Source organism: Psychrosphaera sp. F3M07 (genome assembly GCF_018860345.1).
GTDB lineage: Bacteria > Pseudomonadota > Gammaproteobacteria > Enterobacterales > Alteromonadaceae > Psychrosphaera > Psychrosphaera aquimarina.
On record NZ_JAHKPJ010000028.1, the window covers coordinates 179,156 to 196,070 of the forward strand.

At 36.5% G+C, this 16,915-nt stretch carries 16 protein-coding genes and 1 rRNA gene; 9 read left to right on the forward strand and 8 right to left on the reverse strand.

The window, feature by feature from the left end; all coding sequences use genetic code 11:
- Positions 1-98 precede the first annotated feature (98 nt).
- Genes ubiE through ubiB form a run of 3 tightly spaced genes read left to right on the forward strand, consistent with a single transcriptional unit; the run spans position 99 to position 3,135 of the window.
- Positions 99-860, forward strand: coding sequence for a bifunctional demethylmenaquinone methyltransferase/2-methoxy-6-polyprenyl-1,4-benzoquinol methylase UbiE (gene ubiE, locus KO505_RS17075; protein WP_216056669.1), 762 nt, complete (start codon positions 99-101; stop codon positions 858-860).
- Positions 857-1,477 (forward strand): SCP2 domain-containing protein, encoded by a 621-nt coding sequence (locus KO505_RS17080; RefSeq protein WP_216056670.1) that lies wholly within the window; start codon positions 857-859, stop codon positions 1,475-1,477. The genes ubiE and KO505_RS17080 overlap by 4 nt, the downstream gene beginning before the upstream one ends.
- Positions 1,478-1,479: 2 nt before the next feature.
- Positions 1,480-3,135, forward strand: coding sequence for a ubiquinone biosynthesis regulatory protein kinase UbiB (ubiB, locus tag KO505_RS17085; protein WP_216056671.1), 1,656 nt, complete (start codon positions 1,480-1,482; stop codon positions 3,133-3,135).
- 6 nt (positions 3,136-3,141) lie between these two features.
- Here ubiB and KO505_RS17090 read toward each other — a convergent pair whose 3' ends face one another.
- Entirely contained in the window at positions 3,142-4,290 is a 1,149-nt protein-coding gene (locus KO505_RS17090) for a hypothetical protein (RefSeq protein ID WP_216056672.1), read from the reverse strand.
- 111 nt (positions 4,291-4,401) lie between these two features.
- On the opposite strand from KO505_RS17090, the gene tatA reads away from it, so the two are divergent.
- The 5 genes from tatA (at position 4,402) to hemB (ending at position 8,582) form a co-directional block, all read left to right on the forward strand.
- Positions 4,402-4,629 (forward strand): twin-arginine translocase TatA/TatE family subunit, encoded by a 228-nt coding sequence (tatA, locus tag KO505_RS17095; RefSeq protein ID WP_216056673.1) that lies wholly within the window; start codon positions 4,402-4,404, stop codon positions 4,627-4,629.
- A gap of 5 nt (positions 4,630-4,634) precedes the next feature.
- A complete protein-coding gene (gene tatB, locus KO505_RS17100) occupies positions 4,635-4,952 on the forward strand; it encodes a Sec-independent protein translocase protein TatB (RefSeq protein WP_216056674.1) in 318 nt (105 codons plus the stop codon).
- On the forward strand, positions 4,942-5,685 hold the full coding sequence (tatC, locus tag KO505_RS17105; protein WP_216056675.1) for a twin-arginine translocase subunit TatC: 744 nt from the start codon (positions 4,942-4,944) through the stop codon (positions 5,683-5,685). The genes tatB and tatC overlap by 11 nt, the downstream gene beginning before the upstream one ends.
- Positions 5,686-5,787: 102 nt before the next feature.
- Entirely contained in the window at positions 5,788-7,572 is a 1,785-nt protein-coding gene (locus tag KO505_RS17110) for a diguanylate cyclase (protein ID WP_216056676.1), read from the forward strand.
- Positions 7,572-8,582 (forward strand): porphobilinogen synthase, encoded by a 1,011-nt coding sequence (hemB, locus tag KO505_RS17115; protein ID WP_371820016.1) that lies wholly within the window; start codon positions 7,572-7,574, stop codon positions 8,580-8,582. The genes KO505_RS17110 and hemB overlap by 1 nt, the downstream gene beginning before the upstream one ends.
- 39 nt (positions 8,583-8,621) lie before the next feature.
- On the opposite strand, the gene gppA is transcribed toward hemB, so the two are convergent.
- Both gppA and rhlB read right to left on the reverse strand, forming a co-directional pair.
- Positions 8,622-10,106, reverse strand: a complete 1,485-nt coding sequence (gene gppA, locus KO505_RS17120; RefSeq protein ID WP_216056677.1) for a guanosine-5'-triphosphate,3'-diphosphate diphosphatase — start codon at positions 10,104-10,106, stop codon at positions 8,622-8,624.
- Positions 10,107-10,125: 19 nt separating this feature from the next.
- Entirely contained in the window at positions 10,126-11,352 is a 1,227-nt protein-coding gene (gene rhlB, locus KO505_RS17125; RefSeq protein WP_216056678.1) for an ATP-dependent RNA helicase RhlB, read from the reverse strand.
- A gap of 88 nt (positions 11,353-11,440) precedes the next feature.
- Between rhlB and trxA the strand changes: the two genes are divergently transcribed.
- Positions 11,441-11,764 (forward strand): thioredoxin TrxA, encoded by a 324-nt coding sequence (gene trxA / locus KO505_RS17130; protein WP_216056679.1) that lies wholly within the window; start codon positions 11,441-11,443, stop codon positions 11,762-11,764.
- A gap of 4 nt (positions 11,765-11,768) precedes the next feature.
- Here the strand turns inward: trxA and KO505_RS17135 are convergent, their stop codons facing one another.
- From KO505_RS17135 to rrf, 5 genes are all read right to left on the reverse strand, one after another.
- Positions 11,769-12,188 (reverse strand): HIT domain-containing protein, encoded by a 420-nt coding sequence (locus KO505_RS17135; protein ID WP_216056680.1) that lies wholly within the window; start codon positions 12,186-12,188, stop codon positions 11,769-11,771.
- Between the two features lie 127 nt (positions 12,189-12,315).
- Positions 12,316-14,454 (reverse strand): polysaccharide biosynthesis tyrosine autokinase, encoded by a 2,139-nt coding sequence (locus KO505_RS17140; protein WP_216056681.1) that lies wholly within the window; start codon positions 14,452-14,454, stop codon positions 12,316-12,318.
- Positions 14,454-14,963, reverse strand: a complete 510-nt coding sequence (locus KO505_RS17145; protein ID WP_216056682.1) for a polysaccharide biosynthesis/export family protein — start codon at positions 14,961-14,963, stop codon at positions 14,454-14,456. The genes KO505_RS17140 and KO505_RS17145 overlap by 1 nt, the downstream gene beginning before the upstream one ends.
- Positions 14,960-16,075 (reverse strand): hypothetical protein, encoded by a 1,116-nt coding sequence (locus tag KO505_RS17150; RefSeq protein ID WP_216056683.1) that lies wholly within the window; start codon positions 16,073-16,075, stop codon positions 14,960-14,962. Before KO505_RS17150 ends, KO505_RS17145 begins: the two co-directional genes overlap by 4 nt.
- Before the next feature lie 656 nt (positions 16,076-16,731).
- Positions 16,732-16,846 (reverse strand): 5S ribosomal RNA (gene rrf, locus KO505_RS17155).
- Positions 16,847-16,915 lie beyond the last annotated feature (69 nt).

Consider the following 16,915-nt stretch of genomic DNA (forward strand, 5'->3'; position numbering starts at 1 on the left):
TTAATATACAAATATAATGATCTAATCCCTTTTGCCTTGTTGGTTTTAAGCCAACATTTAAGTACACTTGCCTTAATTACTCTTGCCTGTATAAAAATATGACTACTGAAAACGATCAACAATCCACAACACACTTTGGTTACAAAACCGTAGAGTCCGAACAAAAACAAGCTATGGTTGCGGATGTATTCCACTCCGTCGCAGCGAAATACGACATCATGAACGATGTAATGTCTTTTGGCATACATCGACTTTGGAAACGTTTTACCATCGATGCCAGTAACGTGCGCCCAGGGAACAAAGTCCTAGATTTAGCAGGCGGTACCGGTGATTTAACACGTAAATTTAGTCAAGCGGTTGGCCCAACAGGCAAAGTGGTACTTGCTGATATCAACGATTCTATGATTAAAGTAGGTCGTGAAAAACTGCATAATTTAGGCGTTGTAAGTAATGTTGAATATGTGCAAGCGAATGCGCAGGCGTTGCCTTTTGCTGAAAACACCTTTGATTTAGTCACCATTGCATTTGGTTTACGGAATGTCACAGACAAAGACGAAGCATTACGTTCTATATATAGAGTACTTAAGCCTGGTGGTCGATTATTAGTATTAGAGTTTTCTAAACCAGAACAACAATGGCTTAATAAAGCCTACGACTTTTATTCGTTTAAGATTTTACCCGAAATGGGTCAGTTAATTGCTGGTGATAAAGAGAGTTATCAATACCTTTCTGAATCGATTCGAATGCATCCAGACCAAGATACGTTAAAACAAATGATGGAAACGGCTGGTTTTGATCAAGTATCGTATACCAATATGACAGGCGGTATTGTTGCTTTGCATAAAGGCTTCAAATTTTGATACTGCTTCAACAATTGGCCCATTCGTTTATTGAGCCAAAAATAAATAAACTTCTTACCTTTGACGACCAAGCACATATTAAGCTGGTTAAATTAGAAGGTAAGAGTTTGAGTGTTTGTTTAACTGACTTATCACTGAACATTAAACTTCAGGTATTAGATAACGAGGTATTATTATCTTCCAATACGGAAGGTTACGATTGTTTAGTGACCACCAGCAGCCAGTATTTACGCTCATTATCGGATGCGTCACAGCTTACTAAATTGATTAAACAAGATAGTTTGGAGCTTGATGGTGATCTCGCCATCGCGCAGGGCTTTTCTGAATTATTAATGAATAACAACATAGATTGGCAACAACTATTATCGAGTTATTTTGGCGACGCTATTGCTCATAAAATGGTAACGGCGATTCAAGCGTTAGTAAGTAATATAAAAATAAAAACGAAAGATATGGATTACACGTTAACCACAGCCATAACCGAAGAGTTAAAATTAAGTCCACATTATAATGAAGTTAGTCTTTTTATTGATCAAGTTGATGTCTTGTCTGCAAAAACAGACAAGTTAGCCGCAACAATAAGTGCATTAACTACCAAACTACACGAGTCTCGATAACATTGAAAACACTCTCTCGCATCAGCAAAATAATTCATGTTTTTCTTTATTATCGTCTTTATGAATTAATTCCAAAACAGAAAACACCTTGGTTATTAAAGGTAATGGTTACCCTCTTTTTCTGGTACCCAAAAACATCAAAACAAACTCATTCCGCTCACAATCTTAGAATTGCATTAGAGCACTTAGGCCCGGTCTGGATAAAGTTAGGTCAAATGTTATCTACCAGAAAAGACTTATTGTCCGAGCAATTAAGTTCTGAATTAACCAAGTTACAAGACCAAGTGACCCCTTATCCCACGTCCATCGTGGAACAAACGATTTGCCAACAACTAGAGATCAACTCACTATCTGACGTTTTTTGCCAATTTGAACAAACGCCTATTGCCACAGCGTCTATGGCTCAAGTGCATGGGGCACAATTATCGTTAGTGGAAGGCCAAGACCCTATTAAGGTGATTATTAAAGTTATCCGTCCTAATATTGAGCAACAGATCATCTCTGACATCTCATTAATGTTAATGTTTGCTGGGTTGATTGCTAAAACCAAAGAAGGACATAGGTTCCGCGCGGTTGAAGTGGTGCAAGAGTATCAAAAAACCATCTTAAATGAGTTAGACCTTAAGTTAGAAGCTAATAATGGCATCAAGTTACGTGATAATTTTAAAGATTCTAATGACTTATATATTCCACAAATATACCCAGAGTTATGTACGTCTAAGGTTTTAGTGATGGAACGTATTTATGGTATTCCGGTATCTGATACGAATGCGCTTATCGCACAAGGTTCTGATTTAAAGAAATTGGCTGAACGCGGAGTTAGAGTGTTTTTTACTCAGGTCTTTCGTGACAGCTTTTTTCATGCCGACATGCATCCAGGCAATATCTTTATTGAGCAACAAAACCCAAATGATCCTAAATACATTGGGATTGATTTTGGCATCATGGGAACGTTAAATGAACAAGATAAACGTTATTTAGCTGAAAATTTTGTCGCCTTTTTTAATCGTAATTATTTAAGAGTGGCGCAATTACATGTGCAATCTGGTTGGGTCCCTAGTCATATTAACGTGGAAGAATTTGAGATTGCCATCCGAGCCGTATGTGACCCTATTTTTAATAAACCATTAGACGAAATATCATTTGCCCAAGTACTAATAGGTTTATTTGATACCGCCAGACAATTTGAAATGCAAGTTCAGCCTCAACTAGTATTATTACAAAAAACACTGTTATATGTAGAAGGATTGGGACGTCAACTTTATCCTCAATTAGATCTTTGGCAAACCGCCAAACCGTTTTTAGAACAATGGGTAGATGAACAGATGGGTTTTAGAGCATTTTATAAATCTAGCAAAGAGAATTTGCCTTATTGGCTTGAGAAAGCACCAGAAATCCCTGAGATGTTACATACTGGGCTGACAAATTTGAATAACATGCCACAACTAAAACAAGACTTAGTTGAGCAGTATTTACAACATCAAAAGCAACACAGACGATTTTTACTGCAACTTACATTAACAGGTTGTGGATTTTTAGCTTCATTACTGATTGCCATATTTAGTAATTTAGACAATCCTTACTGGCAAGTTGCTGGTGTTATTACCGCAGCAGTCACGGTTATCAACGCCATTAAAGTGTGGCTAAAAATACGTTAATCCACTTTATAAAAAGCCGTAATGAGACTCTACCCGAAACGAAATACCAGAGTCTCGTCTAAAGTCACTGGATAACGGATTATAATATTCTTGCTCTAATGGATCTTCTTTGTGTAATTCGACAAAAGGCTCCACTTCAAAAAACAACCAATCCCTTAATGCATTAAATCGATATCGAATACTAAACCTATGTAATTGTGCATCCGGCTTTGGTTCAACATATCCAAATGATGATATTCCTATTATCAACGCAGCTTTTTCTCCGACAGAGCTTATTTGGAACAATCCAGAACGCCATTCTGGCGACTCATAAGACTCTAAATCACGATATGAAAAGTTATAGCGTATTTCAGATTGTTGGCTTAACTTGTAACCTGTATCTACTAAGAACCTTGCTCCCCAACCATCCGCTACATAATATTCAAGCGCGGGTTGCAGATTAAATGTCACTCTATTATCTAAAAACTTTTTACGATAAACCGCGGAGGCTCGTGTATAAAGTTGGTCTTCCCCCCAACCTATTCGAACCGATGTACTGATATCATTTGATTTAGTATGTAAAAAACGTACGGCTGCACCCAACGAGTTTTGGCTCAATTTAAATGCTTCTGGTTTTACTGATTCGTAAGGTAAGGTTTTAAAATCATCATCTTCACCGTCTGATAGAATGATCTCTACTTTATTTTCCAAGTTTGGTAACTTGGCTTTTACTTTAAATTTTATCGGGAAGCTTTCCCCTGTGAACACCTCACCTTCTCTGGGTTCCCAGCCGACAATAAAATGTCCCCATGTTTTCGCTTTGTTTTTTCCTTTTTCATCTTTAGCAAAAAAACCATCTAATAAATTTGCAGTCCAGTCCATTGAATAACCAACATTTTCAACCACACTGTTTACGTCAACAAATAGTACTTTTAAACGTTCTTGCTCAACTTTTTTCTCAATAACCGTTAGTTCATTATTCGCCGTAGCTACTGTTTGTGTATTGCATTTAACATTAGAGTGTTGACTTTCACTGGCCGCTTTTGGATCTAACTTTTGTTCTGAGGGTAGACACTTTGGAGTCGTTGATTGTTGAGTTGTTTGTTGTGCACAAAGAGACCATGCACTTGTCATAAACAGGCACAATAATACACACTTTAATTGCTCAACTCTCATAAATAGCTTCCATGTTTTTTGTCTTATTATTCATCATTGAATATCTAAATATATTATTTCACTTAATTAAACTTTATACTATCGTCAGTTTATTACAAATTGGATATTAAAATGGGATTTGGTGGTATAAGCCTCTGGCAACTTCTTATTGTTTTAGTCATTGTCATACTTCTATTTGGTACTAAAAAGATTAAGTCTTTGGGTTCTGATTTAGGTTCAGCGGTTAAAGGTTTTAAAAATTCGATTTCTGACGACAAACCGAACGTTGAAACTAAAAACAATGATGATGCTGATTTTGCCAAGTCAGAAAAACACGAAAAAATTAACACAAAAGACTAGTTGATATGGGTTTCTGGGAGTTTATTGTCATCGCCGTCGTAGGCACCATCGTTCTTGGTCCTGATAAACTTCCTTCGGCTATTAGGCGCTTTAGCCAAATGAAACGCCAATTTAGTCAAATGGTGCAAGGTGTCTCTGCTGAGGTAAATGAGCAGTTACGAGTGCATGAACTGCACGAAAACTTAAAAAAAGCAGAACAACAAGGGATGGAAAATCTATCTCCTGAGTTACAACAATCTGTTGATGAACTCACTAATGCCGCAAAAAGTGTGCAACAAACACTATCAGAACCTGCAGTAGATAATGTTAAACATGACAAATGATAAACCGCCTTTTTTAAATCACCTGATCGAACTAAGACAGAGATTAATTCGCTCCGTTGTGGCTATTTTATTGTGTTTTGCTGGATTAGCTTATTTTGCCAATGATTTATATACCTTAGTCTCTACCCCCTTATTAGATGTTTTACCTGAAGGCTCTAATATGATTGCAACTGATGTTGCAGCCCCGTTTTTTGCGCCCTTTAAATTAGCTTTTATGCTTTCTATTGTGATCGCATTCCCTTATTTATTACATCAAGTGTGGGGGTTTATTGCGCCGGGTTTATATAACCATGAAAAAAAGTTTGCAGCTCCAATTCTCATCACCTCTGTTTTATTATTTTATTTCGGTATCGCCTTTTCTTATTTTATTGTGTTCCCATTAGTGTTTTCTTTTTTCACCAGTGTGGCACCGGAAAATATAGTCATCGCGACAGATATTAGTAGTTACTTAGACTTTGTTCTTAAATTATTTATCGCTTTTGGTTTGTCGTTTGAAGTACCGGTAGTCGTTTTTATTTTGTGTCTATCTGGGGTAACTACTGTCGATAATTTAAAATTAAAACGGCCATACGTAATATTGGGCGCTTTTGTTCTAGGCATGTTATTAACGCCGCCTGATGTGATCAGCCAAACATTATTGGCGATTCCGATGTGGATGTTGTTCGAGTTAGGTCTAGTATTATCAAGAGCCATTAAGGTGAAACAACCTAACGAAGAAATAACGGATAATTAATAGTTTTACCTATCCTGTGCCACCTGAGTTCCAGCGCACTAGATTACTTAATAAACTGCTGATATTGTCCTATTATCGAACTTTAATAAAAAGGCTCAGTTTTTGTTTAATAAATTTGTCATTTTCTTACTTATCTTCGTTGAATTGCTTTTGCAAGTTAACGCGGCGACTTATGACATTTCAAACTTACAAGGTAAAACTGACCTCACACCTTACATTGAATATAATATTGGTGATCATGACCCTCTTGAAGCTCCACCAATAGAAGGTTGGTCACAGTTTACATACTCTCAAATCAAGTTGGGCTTTGACAATCGCGTTCAGTGGTTTCGTTTTGAACTTGCTAACCCATCCGCACAAGTTGAGTCTTACTATATAGAATTAGATGCACCGTTATTGGATAACATTACATTTTACATTTTGTCTCAAGGGCGTGTCCGCAGTGTTCAAAGTCTAGGTGATAATCAAGTTTTTCCTCTACGACCTGTATTACATGAGTCCTTTATTATCCCAATTTCTTTGCATGCCAGTGAAACATTAGAAATATATATCGCGACACAAACCTCAGGCAGCACTCAGCTACCAATTACTTTATGGCAAAAAGAGTACTTTCAAGAGCAACAAAACTACCAGCGTTTGTTAACCGGTAGTTTTATAGGATTAATTGTTGCAGCTATAATCGCTTGTTTAATTACATTCAGCGTGAGTCGAGAAAAATCATCGTTATTAAATGCAGGATTTATAGTTTCTTTTTTAATGATTATTTTGACTTTGAATGGATTTGCTTTTCACTATTTTTGGCCAAATCAGCCCGTATTACAACAACATGCATTTTATATATTTACTTGCCTAAGTATCCTATTTTCAGCCTTATTGGCCAGAGAAACACTTAAACATTTCTACCAAGACCACCAACTTATGTCTTGGTTTAAATATATCGCGCTATTCGCTGTGTTGTTATTGCCTGCTACCTTATATTTAAGTTATCAAGCCGGTTTATATTTAATAATTCTGATATCAATAATTATATGTATCTGTCATTTGTACGCCGGAGTGATGGCATGGAACCATGGTTTGCATGAACATCAAGAGTTTAATTATGGCCTTGCCGTTTTATTAATTTGTTTGTTACTTATTTGTGTAAATAATTTTTCTCCGTTTAGTCTCCCTATTTCAAATCTAAATTTATTGCAACTTTCTCTTATTATTCATATTTTATTTTTAGCAATTGCTGTCACACGTTCATCAGCAATTGAATATGATGTTTTTGGCAATGATGAAGAGACCACAGATCAAGCGTTGTTACATAGTGAACAAATGATGGAGCTACAGTTTGCTTTAAGGGAATTAGAAGAAAAAAACCAACAATTAGAGAAGCTTAATACCATAGATGCTTTATCAGGTATTTATAATCGACGACATTTTGATAAACGTTTACAAGCTGAATTACGTCGAGGTCGTCGTGAGTTAACCCCATTGTCTTTGATTTTGTTTGATATTGATCACTTCAAAAAAGTGAATGACACTTACGGCCATATTGTTGGTGATGAAGTAATTCGTTGTATTTCGATGTGTGCTGCAGAACAACTAAGCCGAACCGCGGACGAAGTATTCCGTTATGGTGGAGAAGAATTTGCGGTGTTACTGCCCAATACAAATTTACCCGGGGCACTCACTTTAGCGGAGAAAATTCGTGCGGCGATTGAAAACCTTACAATAACGCTTAACGAACAAACCTTATCTTGTAAAATAAGCATAGGTGTCGCAACTCATGACTCCACCAAAGCAATTGAACCAAACTCATTTATCGAAATGGCTGATAGCGCTTTATATAAAGCAAAACAAAGTGGCCGTAATCAAGTCCAAACATATCAAGAGGTAATCTAGTGTTACATAATGACTTAGGCAGTTTTCCATATACACGCATGCGTAGAATGCGAAAAAATGATTTTTCACGCCGTTTAATGCGCGAGAATGTTCTAACGACTAATGATCTGATTTACCCTATGTTTATTCTTGATGGTGAGAACCGCAAAGAGTCCATATCTTCAATGCCAGGCATCGAAAGAATGTCGATTGACTTGTTAGTCAAAGAAGCCAAAGAGTTAGTTGATTTAGGTATACCTGCTATCGCTATATTTCCAGTGACTGAACAAGGTCTGAAATCAGAGTTTGCAGAAGAAGCTTATAATCCAGATGGGTTAGCGCAACGGGCCGTAAAAGCAGTAAAAGCGGCATACCCTGAATTAGGTGTCATTACTGACGTTGCTTTAGACCCGTTCACTCTACATGGTCAAGATGGGATCATAGATGAGAATGGATATGTGTTAAATGATATTACGACGGAAATACTGGTAAAACAGGCATTATCCCATGCCGCAGCGGGAGCAGATGTGGTTGCACCGTCTGACATGATGGATGGCCGTATTGGCGCTATTAGAGAGGCGCTGGAATCCACTGGCCACATTAATACTTCTATTTTGGCCTATTCGGCTAAGTATGCATCCAGTTATTACGGGCCTTTTAGAGATGCCGTTGGTTCAGCTGGTAATTTAAAAGGGGCGGATAAAAAGAATTATCAAATGGACCCAGCTAATTCTGATGAAGCTTTGCGTGAAGTTGCATTAGATCTAGCTGAAGGTGCAGATATGGTTATGGTGAAACCAGGTATGCCATATTTAGATATTGTCAGTAGTGTGAAACAAACTTTCCAAGTACCGACTTATGCCTATCAAGTGAGTGGTGAATATGCCATGCATATGGCTGCTATTGAAAATGGATGGTTAGCAGAAGAAGCCATAGTAATGGAATCTTTATTAGCATTTAAACGAGCAGGGGCAGATGGCATTTTGACGTATTTTGCCAAGAAAGCAGCGATTTGGTTACAACAACAATAAAATAACTATGTGAAGGGTACATAAGCTGTACCTTTCACTTTATTCTATTACCAATTGCCAACCTTGTGCCGATTGGTAACTTGCTTCTTGTGCCAGTTCAGCTTCAGTTAACGGGTTATTCCCAATCCAATTATCAGGCAATGTTAGTTTCAACACTTCATTTTCAACTGTGACTATTACTTTAGGCATCACTTCATCTTTACGTCTTAACGATAATATAACCGCTAAACGTAATATTCTGGATAATCGACAAGCCAAAAGTACCGAGGTTGAACTTTGTTTTGATAATGAATGTTGATCGATATCTTCTTTATGATTTCGAACTAACGCAGTAAGGAGATTTTTCTGAGCTTCGGTAAAGCCGGGTAAGTTAGTGTTCGCTAACAAATAACTCGCGTGTATTTGTTGATCTTTGTAAGCAACCTGTAATCCAACTTCGTGTACTAGTGCAGCAGACCGTAATATGTCTAATGCATCAAATTGCTCCATATCCCACTTAGAGTTAACTTGATTCGCTAAATTAATAGTGAGTTCTGCAACTCTTTTAGCATGTTCCGAATCGACATGATAACGAGTCATTACACTGTTTAAGGTACGCTCTCGAACATTCTGTTTCGTTAAATCCGGTAACATTGAATACAACAAGCCCTCTCGCAATGCCCCGCCAGCTAATGTCATACCTACTAAGTTAAGTTGTCTAAAAATGGCTATTAATATAGCTAGACCACTTGGGAATACTAATCTACGTTCTTGAACTAAACCTGGGATATTTAGTCGGTTGATAGAACCATAAGTGATAGCTTGTTGCATGATAGAGATAAGTCTAGGCAAGGTTATGATTTCATCATGACCTTGATGCATAAGAATTTCTTGAATAGCTTGCACAGTGCCAGACGCACCCACCTCTTCTTTCCATTCAAAATCTTTATACAAATCACGAATTTTGCCGATTTCTAACTCAGCAGCACCAATTGCATTAGTAAAGTTTTGTTCTGACAGTTCGCCATTAGGAAAGTATTTATCTAAAAATGTAACACAGCCAACATTGAGACTATTGCAAATTTGTGGGGTATCTCCCTCACCTGCAACAAGTTCAGTACTCGCACCACCAATATCAATGACAAGACGTTTTTGTTTGCTACTTGAAGTGTATGCAACGCCTTTATATATGGTATTTGCTTCTTCATCACCAGAAATAACCCTGATCTTTTGACCTAAGATACTTTCGGCTTGTTTTAAGAATATATCGACATTTTTTGCTAATCTAAGAGTTGCCGTTCCGGCAATTCTTAGATTCTGCGAAGGGATATCTTGTAGACGTTCAGCAAACAGATTTAAACATTCCCATCCTCTTAACATCGCTTCGTTAGATAGATTCATATCTGCATCTAACCCAGCGGCCAATCGAACTTTACGTTTTACTCTGCCAATTACCTGAACACTACCAGCCACCACCTGAACAATCATCATATGGAAGCTGTTTGAGCCTAAATCAATAACGGCATAACTACTATTGTTTTCCATTAAAGAACTACCTGCTCAATTAGTTACGACGTCTTTGGCCGTGATGATTATTACGGCGCTTTTGGTATTTTGGGCGTGGAACATCATCTAATAATGCATCGGCATCATATTGACTTACTGGAATACTGTGACCGATATATTCTTCAATCGCCGGTAAGTTATATACATATGATTCACATGCAAAACTAATTGCGTGCCCACTTGCACCAGCACGTCCAGTTCGACCTATACGATGCACGTAATCTTCACGATCATCAGGTAAGTCAAAGTTATATACGTGAGATACTTCAGGGATATGTAGTCCACGAGCAGCAACATCCGTTGCAACTAGGAAATCAATATCACCTTTTGAGAAAGACTCTAAAATACTTAAACGTTTACGTTGGTTAACGTCACCAGTTAATAGGCCAACTCTATGTTTATCTGATTTTAGCCAGTTATACACTTTTTCACACGAATGTTTTGTATTGGTAAAAACAATTGCTTTTTCTGGCCAATCTTCTTCAATTAAAGAAAGCAATAATTCAATCTTTTGATTGGATTGTGGGTAAAACAATTCTTCTTGAATACGAACGCCGGTCATTTGATTTGGTTCTGATTGCAAATGTGTCGGTTCATTCATGTGTGAGTATGCAAGTTCTTTTACCTTGAAACTCATGGTTGCTGAGAAAACAAGATTTAGTCTTGACGTTCTATCAGGCATTTTATTAAACAAGTAACGGATGTCATTAATAAAGCCTAAATCGAACATACGATCGGCTTCATCAAGTACAACAGCTTCTATTGAGTCTAAATTGAATACACCTTGTTTATGGTAATCAATGACTCGGCCTGTAGTACCGATCAGTACATCAACACCTTTTTCTAATACTTGGCGTTGAGATTCATAACCTTCGCCACCATAAATCAATCCTAGAGACAGACCACTTTGCTCAGCAAAGGTAATCGCGTCTTTATGGATTTGGATAGCAAGTTCACGGGTCGGTGCTAAAATTATTGCTCTCGGCTGCCCTTTAGCATCAGGATTAGCTAATAATCTGTTAAATGTTGCAGTTAAAAACGCGATGGTTTTGCCTGTACCTGTTTGTGCCTGTCCTGCTATGTCTGCGCCTTTTTCTATAAGAGGCATACACATAGCTTGAATAGGGGTACAATGCGAATAACCAGCAGAGGATAATGCTTTTAATACACTTTCGTGTATTGAAAAGTCTGAGAATTTAGTTTCTGTTAAATGTGTCTTAGTCATAGCGGATAAGAATAACCTTAACCCTTGCAATAAGAAACAATTTATTCAAAATAGCGTTATAAAATTTAATAAATACTTGGAGATTTAAATGAGCGATAAAATTATTGCAGTGACAGATGATAGTTTTGAGTCGGTTATCAATGGTGATAAACCTGTTTTAGTTGATTTTTGGGCAGAGTGGTGTGGTCCTTGTAAAATGATTGCCCCTATTCTTAATGAAGTTGCTGAAGAAATGGCTGACACTGTTTCAATCGCTAAATTAAATATAGATCAAAACCCAAACACGCCACCTAAGTTTGGTGTTCGTGGTATACCTACATTGTTGTTATTCAAAAATGGTGCGGTAGCTGCAACTAAAGTTGGCGCATTAAGCAAAACACAATTAACCGAGTTCTTAACTGAAAACATCTAATCCGTTATTTAAACTGGCTTAGTTGTGATAAGTTTTCTAAAAAAGAGTCGATAAATTCGGCTCTTTTTTGATCTTGCCAAGCAATACTTGCCCCTATCCCCCAGATGGGACCTGGCCAAGTTTGATCATGTTCAAATCTGGCCACAACATGCCAATGTAATTGTGCAACAACATTGCCTAAATTCGCGACATTGATCTTTTTACACTGGGTTGTTGCAGTCAATGCTTTAGATACCAAAGCACTTTCTTTCATCAGTTGCATTTGTTCATGCTCGGACAGTTGATGTACTTCCGTTAATTCATTTACCCGCGGTAATAATACAAACCATGGATAACGGCTGTCATTTTGTAAGCGCAGCTGACATAAAGGTAATTCTTTGACAAATATAGAGTCTTTTTCAATTCGAGGGTCTAATTTAAACATGAGCATTGCTTTTTGAATTTACGGAATAGGTGGATATTAGTGGATGATTAAATGCGTGTCGAGGCGCAATTTTATTAGATATTAATGCGGTGAGTAGATATCAACGTGTTTAGGATTGGCTTAGTCGTTAAGCTACCTTAACTTTACTAGGTTCAATGTTTTGTCGGCTATAATATTTGGTCGAATAATAATTATTACTTTCCTTAACCTTATTAATCAATATACCGCCCACAATTACATTGGCCTGTTGCAGTTCCTCTAATACATTGCCCAACATATTAGTATCTGTTTTTTCAGCGTCTACAACCAAATATACACTATCAACATGTTTAGAAATAACATAAGCATCACTGACAGACATGATTGGTGGGCATTCCAAAATAACTCTCTCATAGTGAGATTTTAAATAAGTTATTATCCCTTGAAGTCTCGGGTTGGACAAAAACACCAACGGGTTTTTGGGCACATTACCGGAAGCGATCACATCAAATTTATATTGTTCTTGTTTAATAATCGATTGTTCTAATGTGTGACTTTTGGCAATTAAGTTCGTTAAGCCTGGTCGGTCTTTATCCTCTCCCAATGCTTTGGCTATAGAAGGAAAGCGTAAATCAGCATCGATTAACACGACATCTTCTAGTTCTGAGAAACAATCGGCCAGTTGGATAGATAAAGATGATTTACCATCGTTAGGATTTATCGACGTTATCGCAATCACTTTCTGTTTAGACCTGACTTTATCCAATAATATATTGGTTCTGATACTTCTGATTGCCTCAATAAAACCAGCGTGTTTAGCTCTATCTAAATGAGTAAGAACATCATTTTTAAGTGACTTCTTCATTTTAATCTTAGGCACTGTGCCTATAACTTTTGTTTTGAACTTTAATGCCATTCGCCTAAATTGGATCACTTTATCGCCTAACATCACTTCGATAAATACAATTAAAACAGACACCATAAAACTGCCAAGTACAGCCAACACTAACATTAATTTACGTTTAGGTTTTACTGGCGAACTATTTTCTTCTGCGGTCTCAACTAAAATGATATTTGACGTATTAGATAAGTCCTGCATTAAATCAGATTCATTTTGTTTTTTGACCAAGGCTTCATATAAAGTCAAATAAGCATCAAACTCTCGCTTTAATTTTTGATAATCAAATTCAATGACGCCCAACTGTCTTAGTCTTATCGTATTTTCTTCTATTTCTTTTTCAACAAACACTAAGTTGTCTTGATAAAACTGTAATTGCTTATCGATTTGATTAACTTGCTTAGTGATCTCAGACAATAAATTAGATTTTGCATCATTTAATAAGCGATTCGCTTCGATATACTTTGGGTGTTTTTTACCGTATCTAAGTTTGATTTTGTCGAATATTTTTTGCTGGGCTTTTATTTCATCTTTGCCTGAATTTACAATGTCTGACTTTGCTAACATGGGAATGGCTAATAAGGCATCGACATTATTTTTACTTTTAATAATATGACTTTTCAAAATATTAGATTGTTCAATTTCACTGTCTAACACTTGTTTTTGAGCGTGCATTTTTACTAATTTGGTATTACTGAACGCGATTGCAGTTTGAATATCTATAAAGTCATGTTCATTTTGATATTCAACGATCTTAAATTCAGCTTTATCCAAACTTTGTTGAACTGATTTTATTTTATCAACAATCAGTTTCGAACCTGCTTTCTGCTTTCCCGCCATGAGCTGCTCTTTAAAGGTAACAAATGTACTACCCACTTCATTGGCTATTTGGGCTGCTAACTTAGGATTAGTTGACTGATAAGAGATTGATATTAAATCTGTACCTGATTTTTGCTGGACCGATATATTACTTAATACGTTATCTATCGTTGTTTTACGTCTAAGTTTATTAAAGTCATCAATCGTCATTGATGTATTTTCAGGAAAAATAATATCAAACTCAGGTTGTTTATCTAATGCCAAGCTATCAACTATTTCACCGGCAAATCGTCTGCTTTTGATCAACTCTAGCTCAGTTTCGGTATTATCCGCTGCCGTTATAGATCCACTGATGAGACTTTGCAAAGGATCCGCTGATTGAGTTGCCTTTTTAAACATAATCAATACACTCGATTGATAAACATTAGGCACTTGAGAAATAAATATACTGGCTAACAGGGAAGTAAGGATAACAAAGATTAAAATGAACCATTTCCTATGCCAAAGTACTTTGGTTAATTCACCTAAGTCTATTTCATCATCTTTGTAATTTTCATTAACTTGTTCCATTAAAAGAAACTCTTATTAATTTTTATTACATCGCCTGGTAAAATTTGAGAACTCTTTTGTGCAGTAAACGACTGCCTAGGAAACCCACGCCAAATAACCCAATGAGAGCCTGAAGCCCGGTCTTTTAACCCGCCAGCTAAAGCTATGGCTTGTTCTAAATTAATTTCTGCTTGGTATTTATAACTGCCTGGGGTTTTCACTTCACCATGAATAAAAAATGGTCGGTAGCTTCTAACCATGATCGTCACATCCGGATTTAGTAAATAACCATCCGCATATCTTTTTTCCACTAAAGATTTAGCTTGCTGTACACTTAGTCCTTCTAGTTTCACTTGTCCTATTAAAGGTAAGTCGACTTGTCCGGATTGGCTTAATTTAGTAAGGGTTTTTAATTCTGATTCTTGGTAAACCAGTATTTCAATTTCATCACCAGGGCCCAATTGATACTCTTTGTTATTAGCAAGGGCGATATTAGTGAAAAAGAATAGTAAACATAGATATTTAATCATATTAAATCTCTACTAACAGAGATACCGACTACCGTTTGTTCATAATCAAATATACTTCTATCATCCTTGTATTCATCATATTGAACATAAAGATTACTACTCCAATTGGAGCTGTAAGCTAAATTGTATGCATTTTTAATGGATAATTTCTCTGAATCAATAGCACCACCAATAACACCTGTGATGTAATTAACATCGAATAAAAGTGATAAATAATTTGTCGGTTTTATAGCAAAATTTAATTTGGTATTGGTTTGAAGTTCAGTATTAAATCGATAATCACCAGATACAGAATAACGACGACCATTAGCTAATGTAATACTAGAATATTCGGTCAATTCGGTTTTATGGTTGATTATCCAAGACAGGGTATTTTGTCCGCCTTTTACTGCCGAACTACCCAAATCTACACTCAACGAAGAAGAGCCGAGATAACGTGTTCTAAAACCAACAAATGAAGACAAAATTGAGCTAGAGTTTTCCCCTTGTTCTTGCGTATTACTACCTTCAACTTGCATCAATTTCGATGTTAAATAACTGTCTTCTGTAATCTTCCACCCTAGAGATAAATCTAACGAATCATTATCAATAGTGCTAAATATATTATCGGTCAGGGGGTCTTCACTCTCAGAGTGAGTATTATTAAGAGCAAACTTAATATACCAATAATCTTGGTCATTACCTAAATTAAGATTAGCCTTCAAATTAAATGCTGTGGCTATCAGTTGATTTTTAGGTTTGTCTAAAAAATGCGTAGATAAAATTGCAGCAGTATCAAGTTCAGACGAGTCCTGTATACCAAATAGAATATCAGTATTATCTGTTATAAAACCTTTGAATTGAAATGCAGAGTTCCTATTATGAAAGGTATGATTTTTATCACTTTTAACCGACGTATACAGAGATGTATTGGCAATGGAAAAGCCCCAACCATCGTAAAGTTGTATTGCTTTTGCTGTTAAGCCTAAATTAGATTGATTAGAAGTCGCTAACTGATGGTTAACATTTATTTGAGATGTGAGGACGCCCACATCAAATTGATTTTGATACCAATCCGCATCAACATTAAATGCTATTAAAGATATTAAGAAAAGACAAATACGAAAATACACAATATATTATTTTTATTATTATTGTTACATCCGTGTTTAGTTTTTTATTGGTGCACATTTAAACAGATTAATGTCAAAAAAGCACCTAATAAAAGGGGAAATTTGCATTAATACACATATATACTAAGGGTTTTAATAGCACCTTTGATATATATAACTCTGTTTACCTTTCCGTAAAGAAATTATATCTAACAATACTTAATAATATGTCAACACATTCTATTAAGCACTTATCAATTAGATACTAATTACAATGTACATCCATTAGCATTGAAAACAATATCACTTAAAGTATCAAGCTTGTTTGGTGTGAAGAAAATGGAATTGCATCTACTAATGCTAAGTCTATAGCTTTTGCATTGTCACATCAAAATGTCTGCCTTCTGCAATTTAGGTTGAAATATGGAAATCTCGAAATTACAACAAATGAATGGTCGAGTCATCTATTCACAACGCCGCAGCCTCAAAGATATTGTGAAGCTTGAATTAGTTAAATAGCGATACATATCTACCCGCAGCTCAAATAGGAACCTTGTGGGTTTGTTTTGCTCTTTCTCGTAGCTCGAGGCTCGTAACTCGTAACTCGCGGCTAATTTGAACTTAAATTTTAGACAATAAAAAACCCCACACTCAATGAGCATGGGGTTGGTATAGGAGTCTGGCGGTGAGCTACTCTCGCATGGCGACTGCCACACTACCATCGCCGCAACTGCGTTTCACTTCTGAGTTCGAAATGGATTCAGGTGGTCCCACAGCGCTATTGCCACCAGACAAAAGCTGTTTGCGTATTTAACAATGGAAAGCTTCTTAACCGAATAATCAGTTAAGTAAAGAATAAAG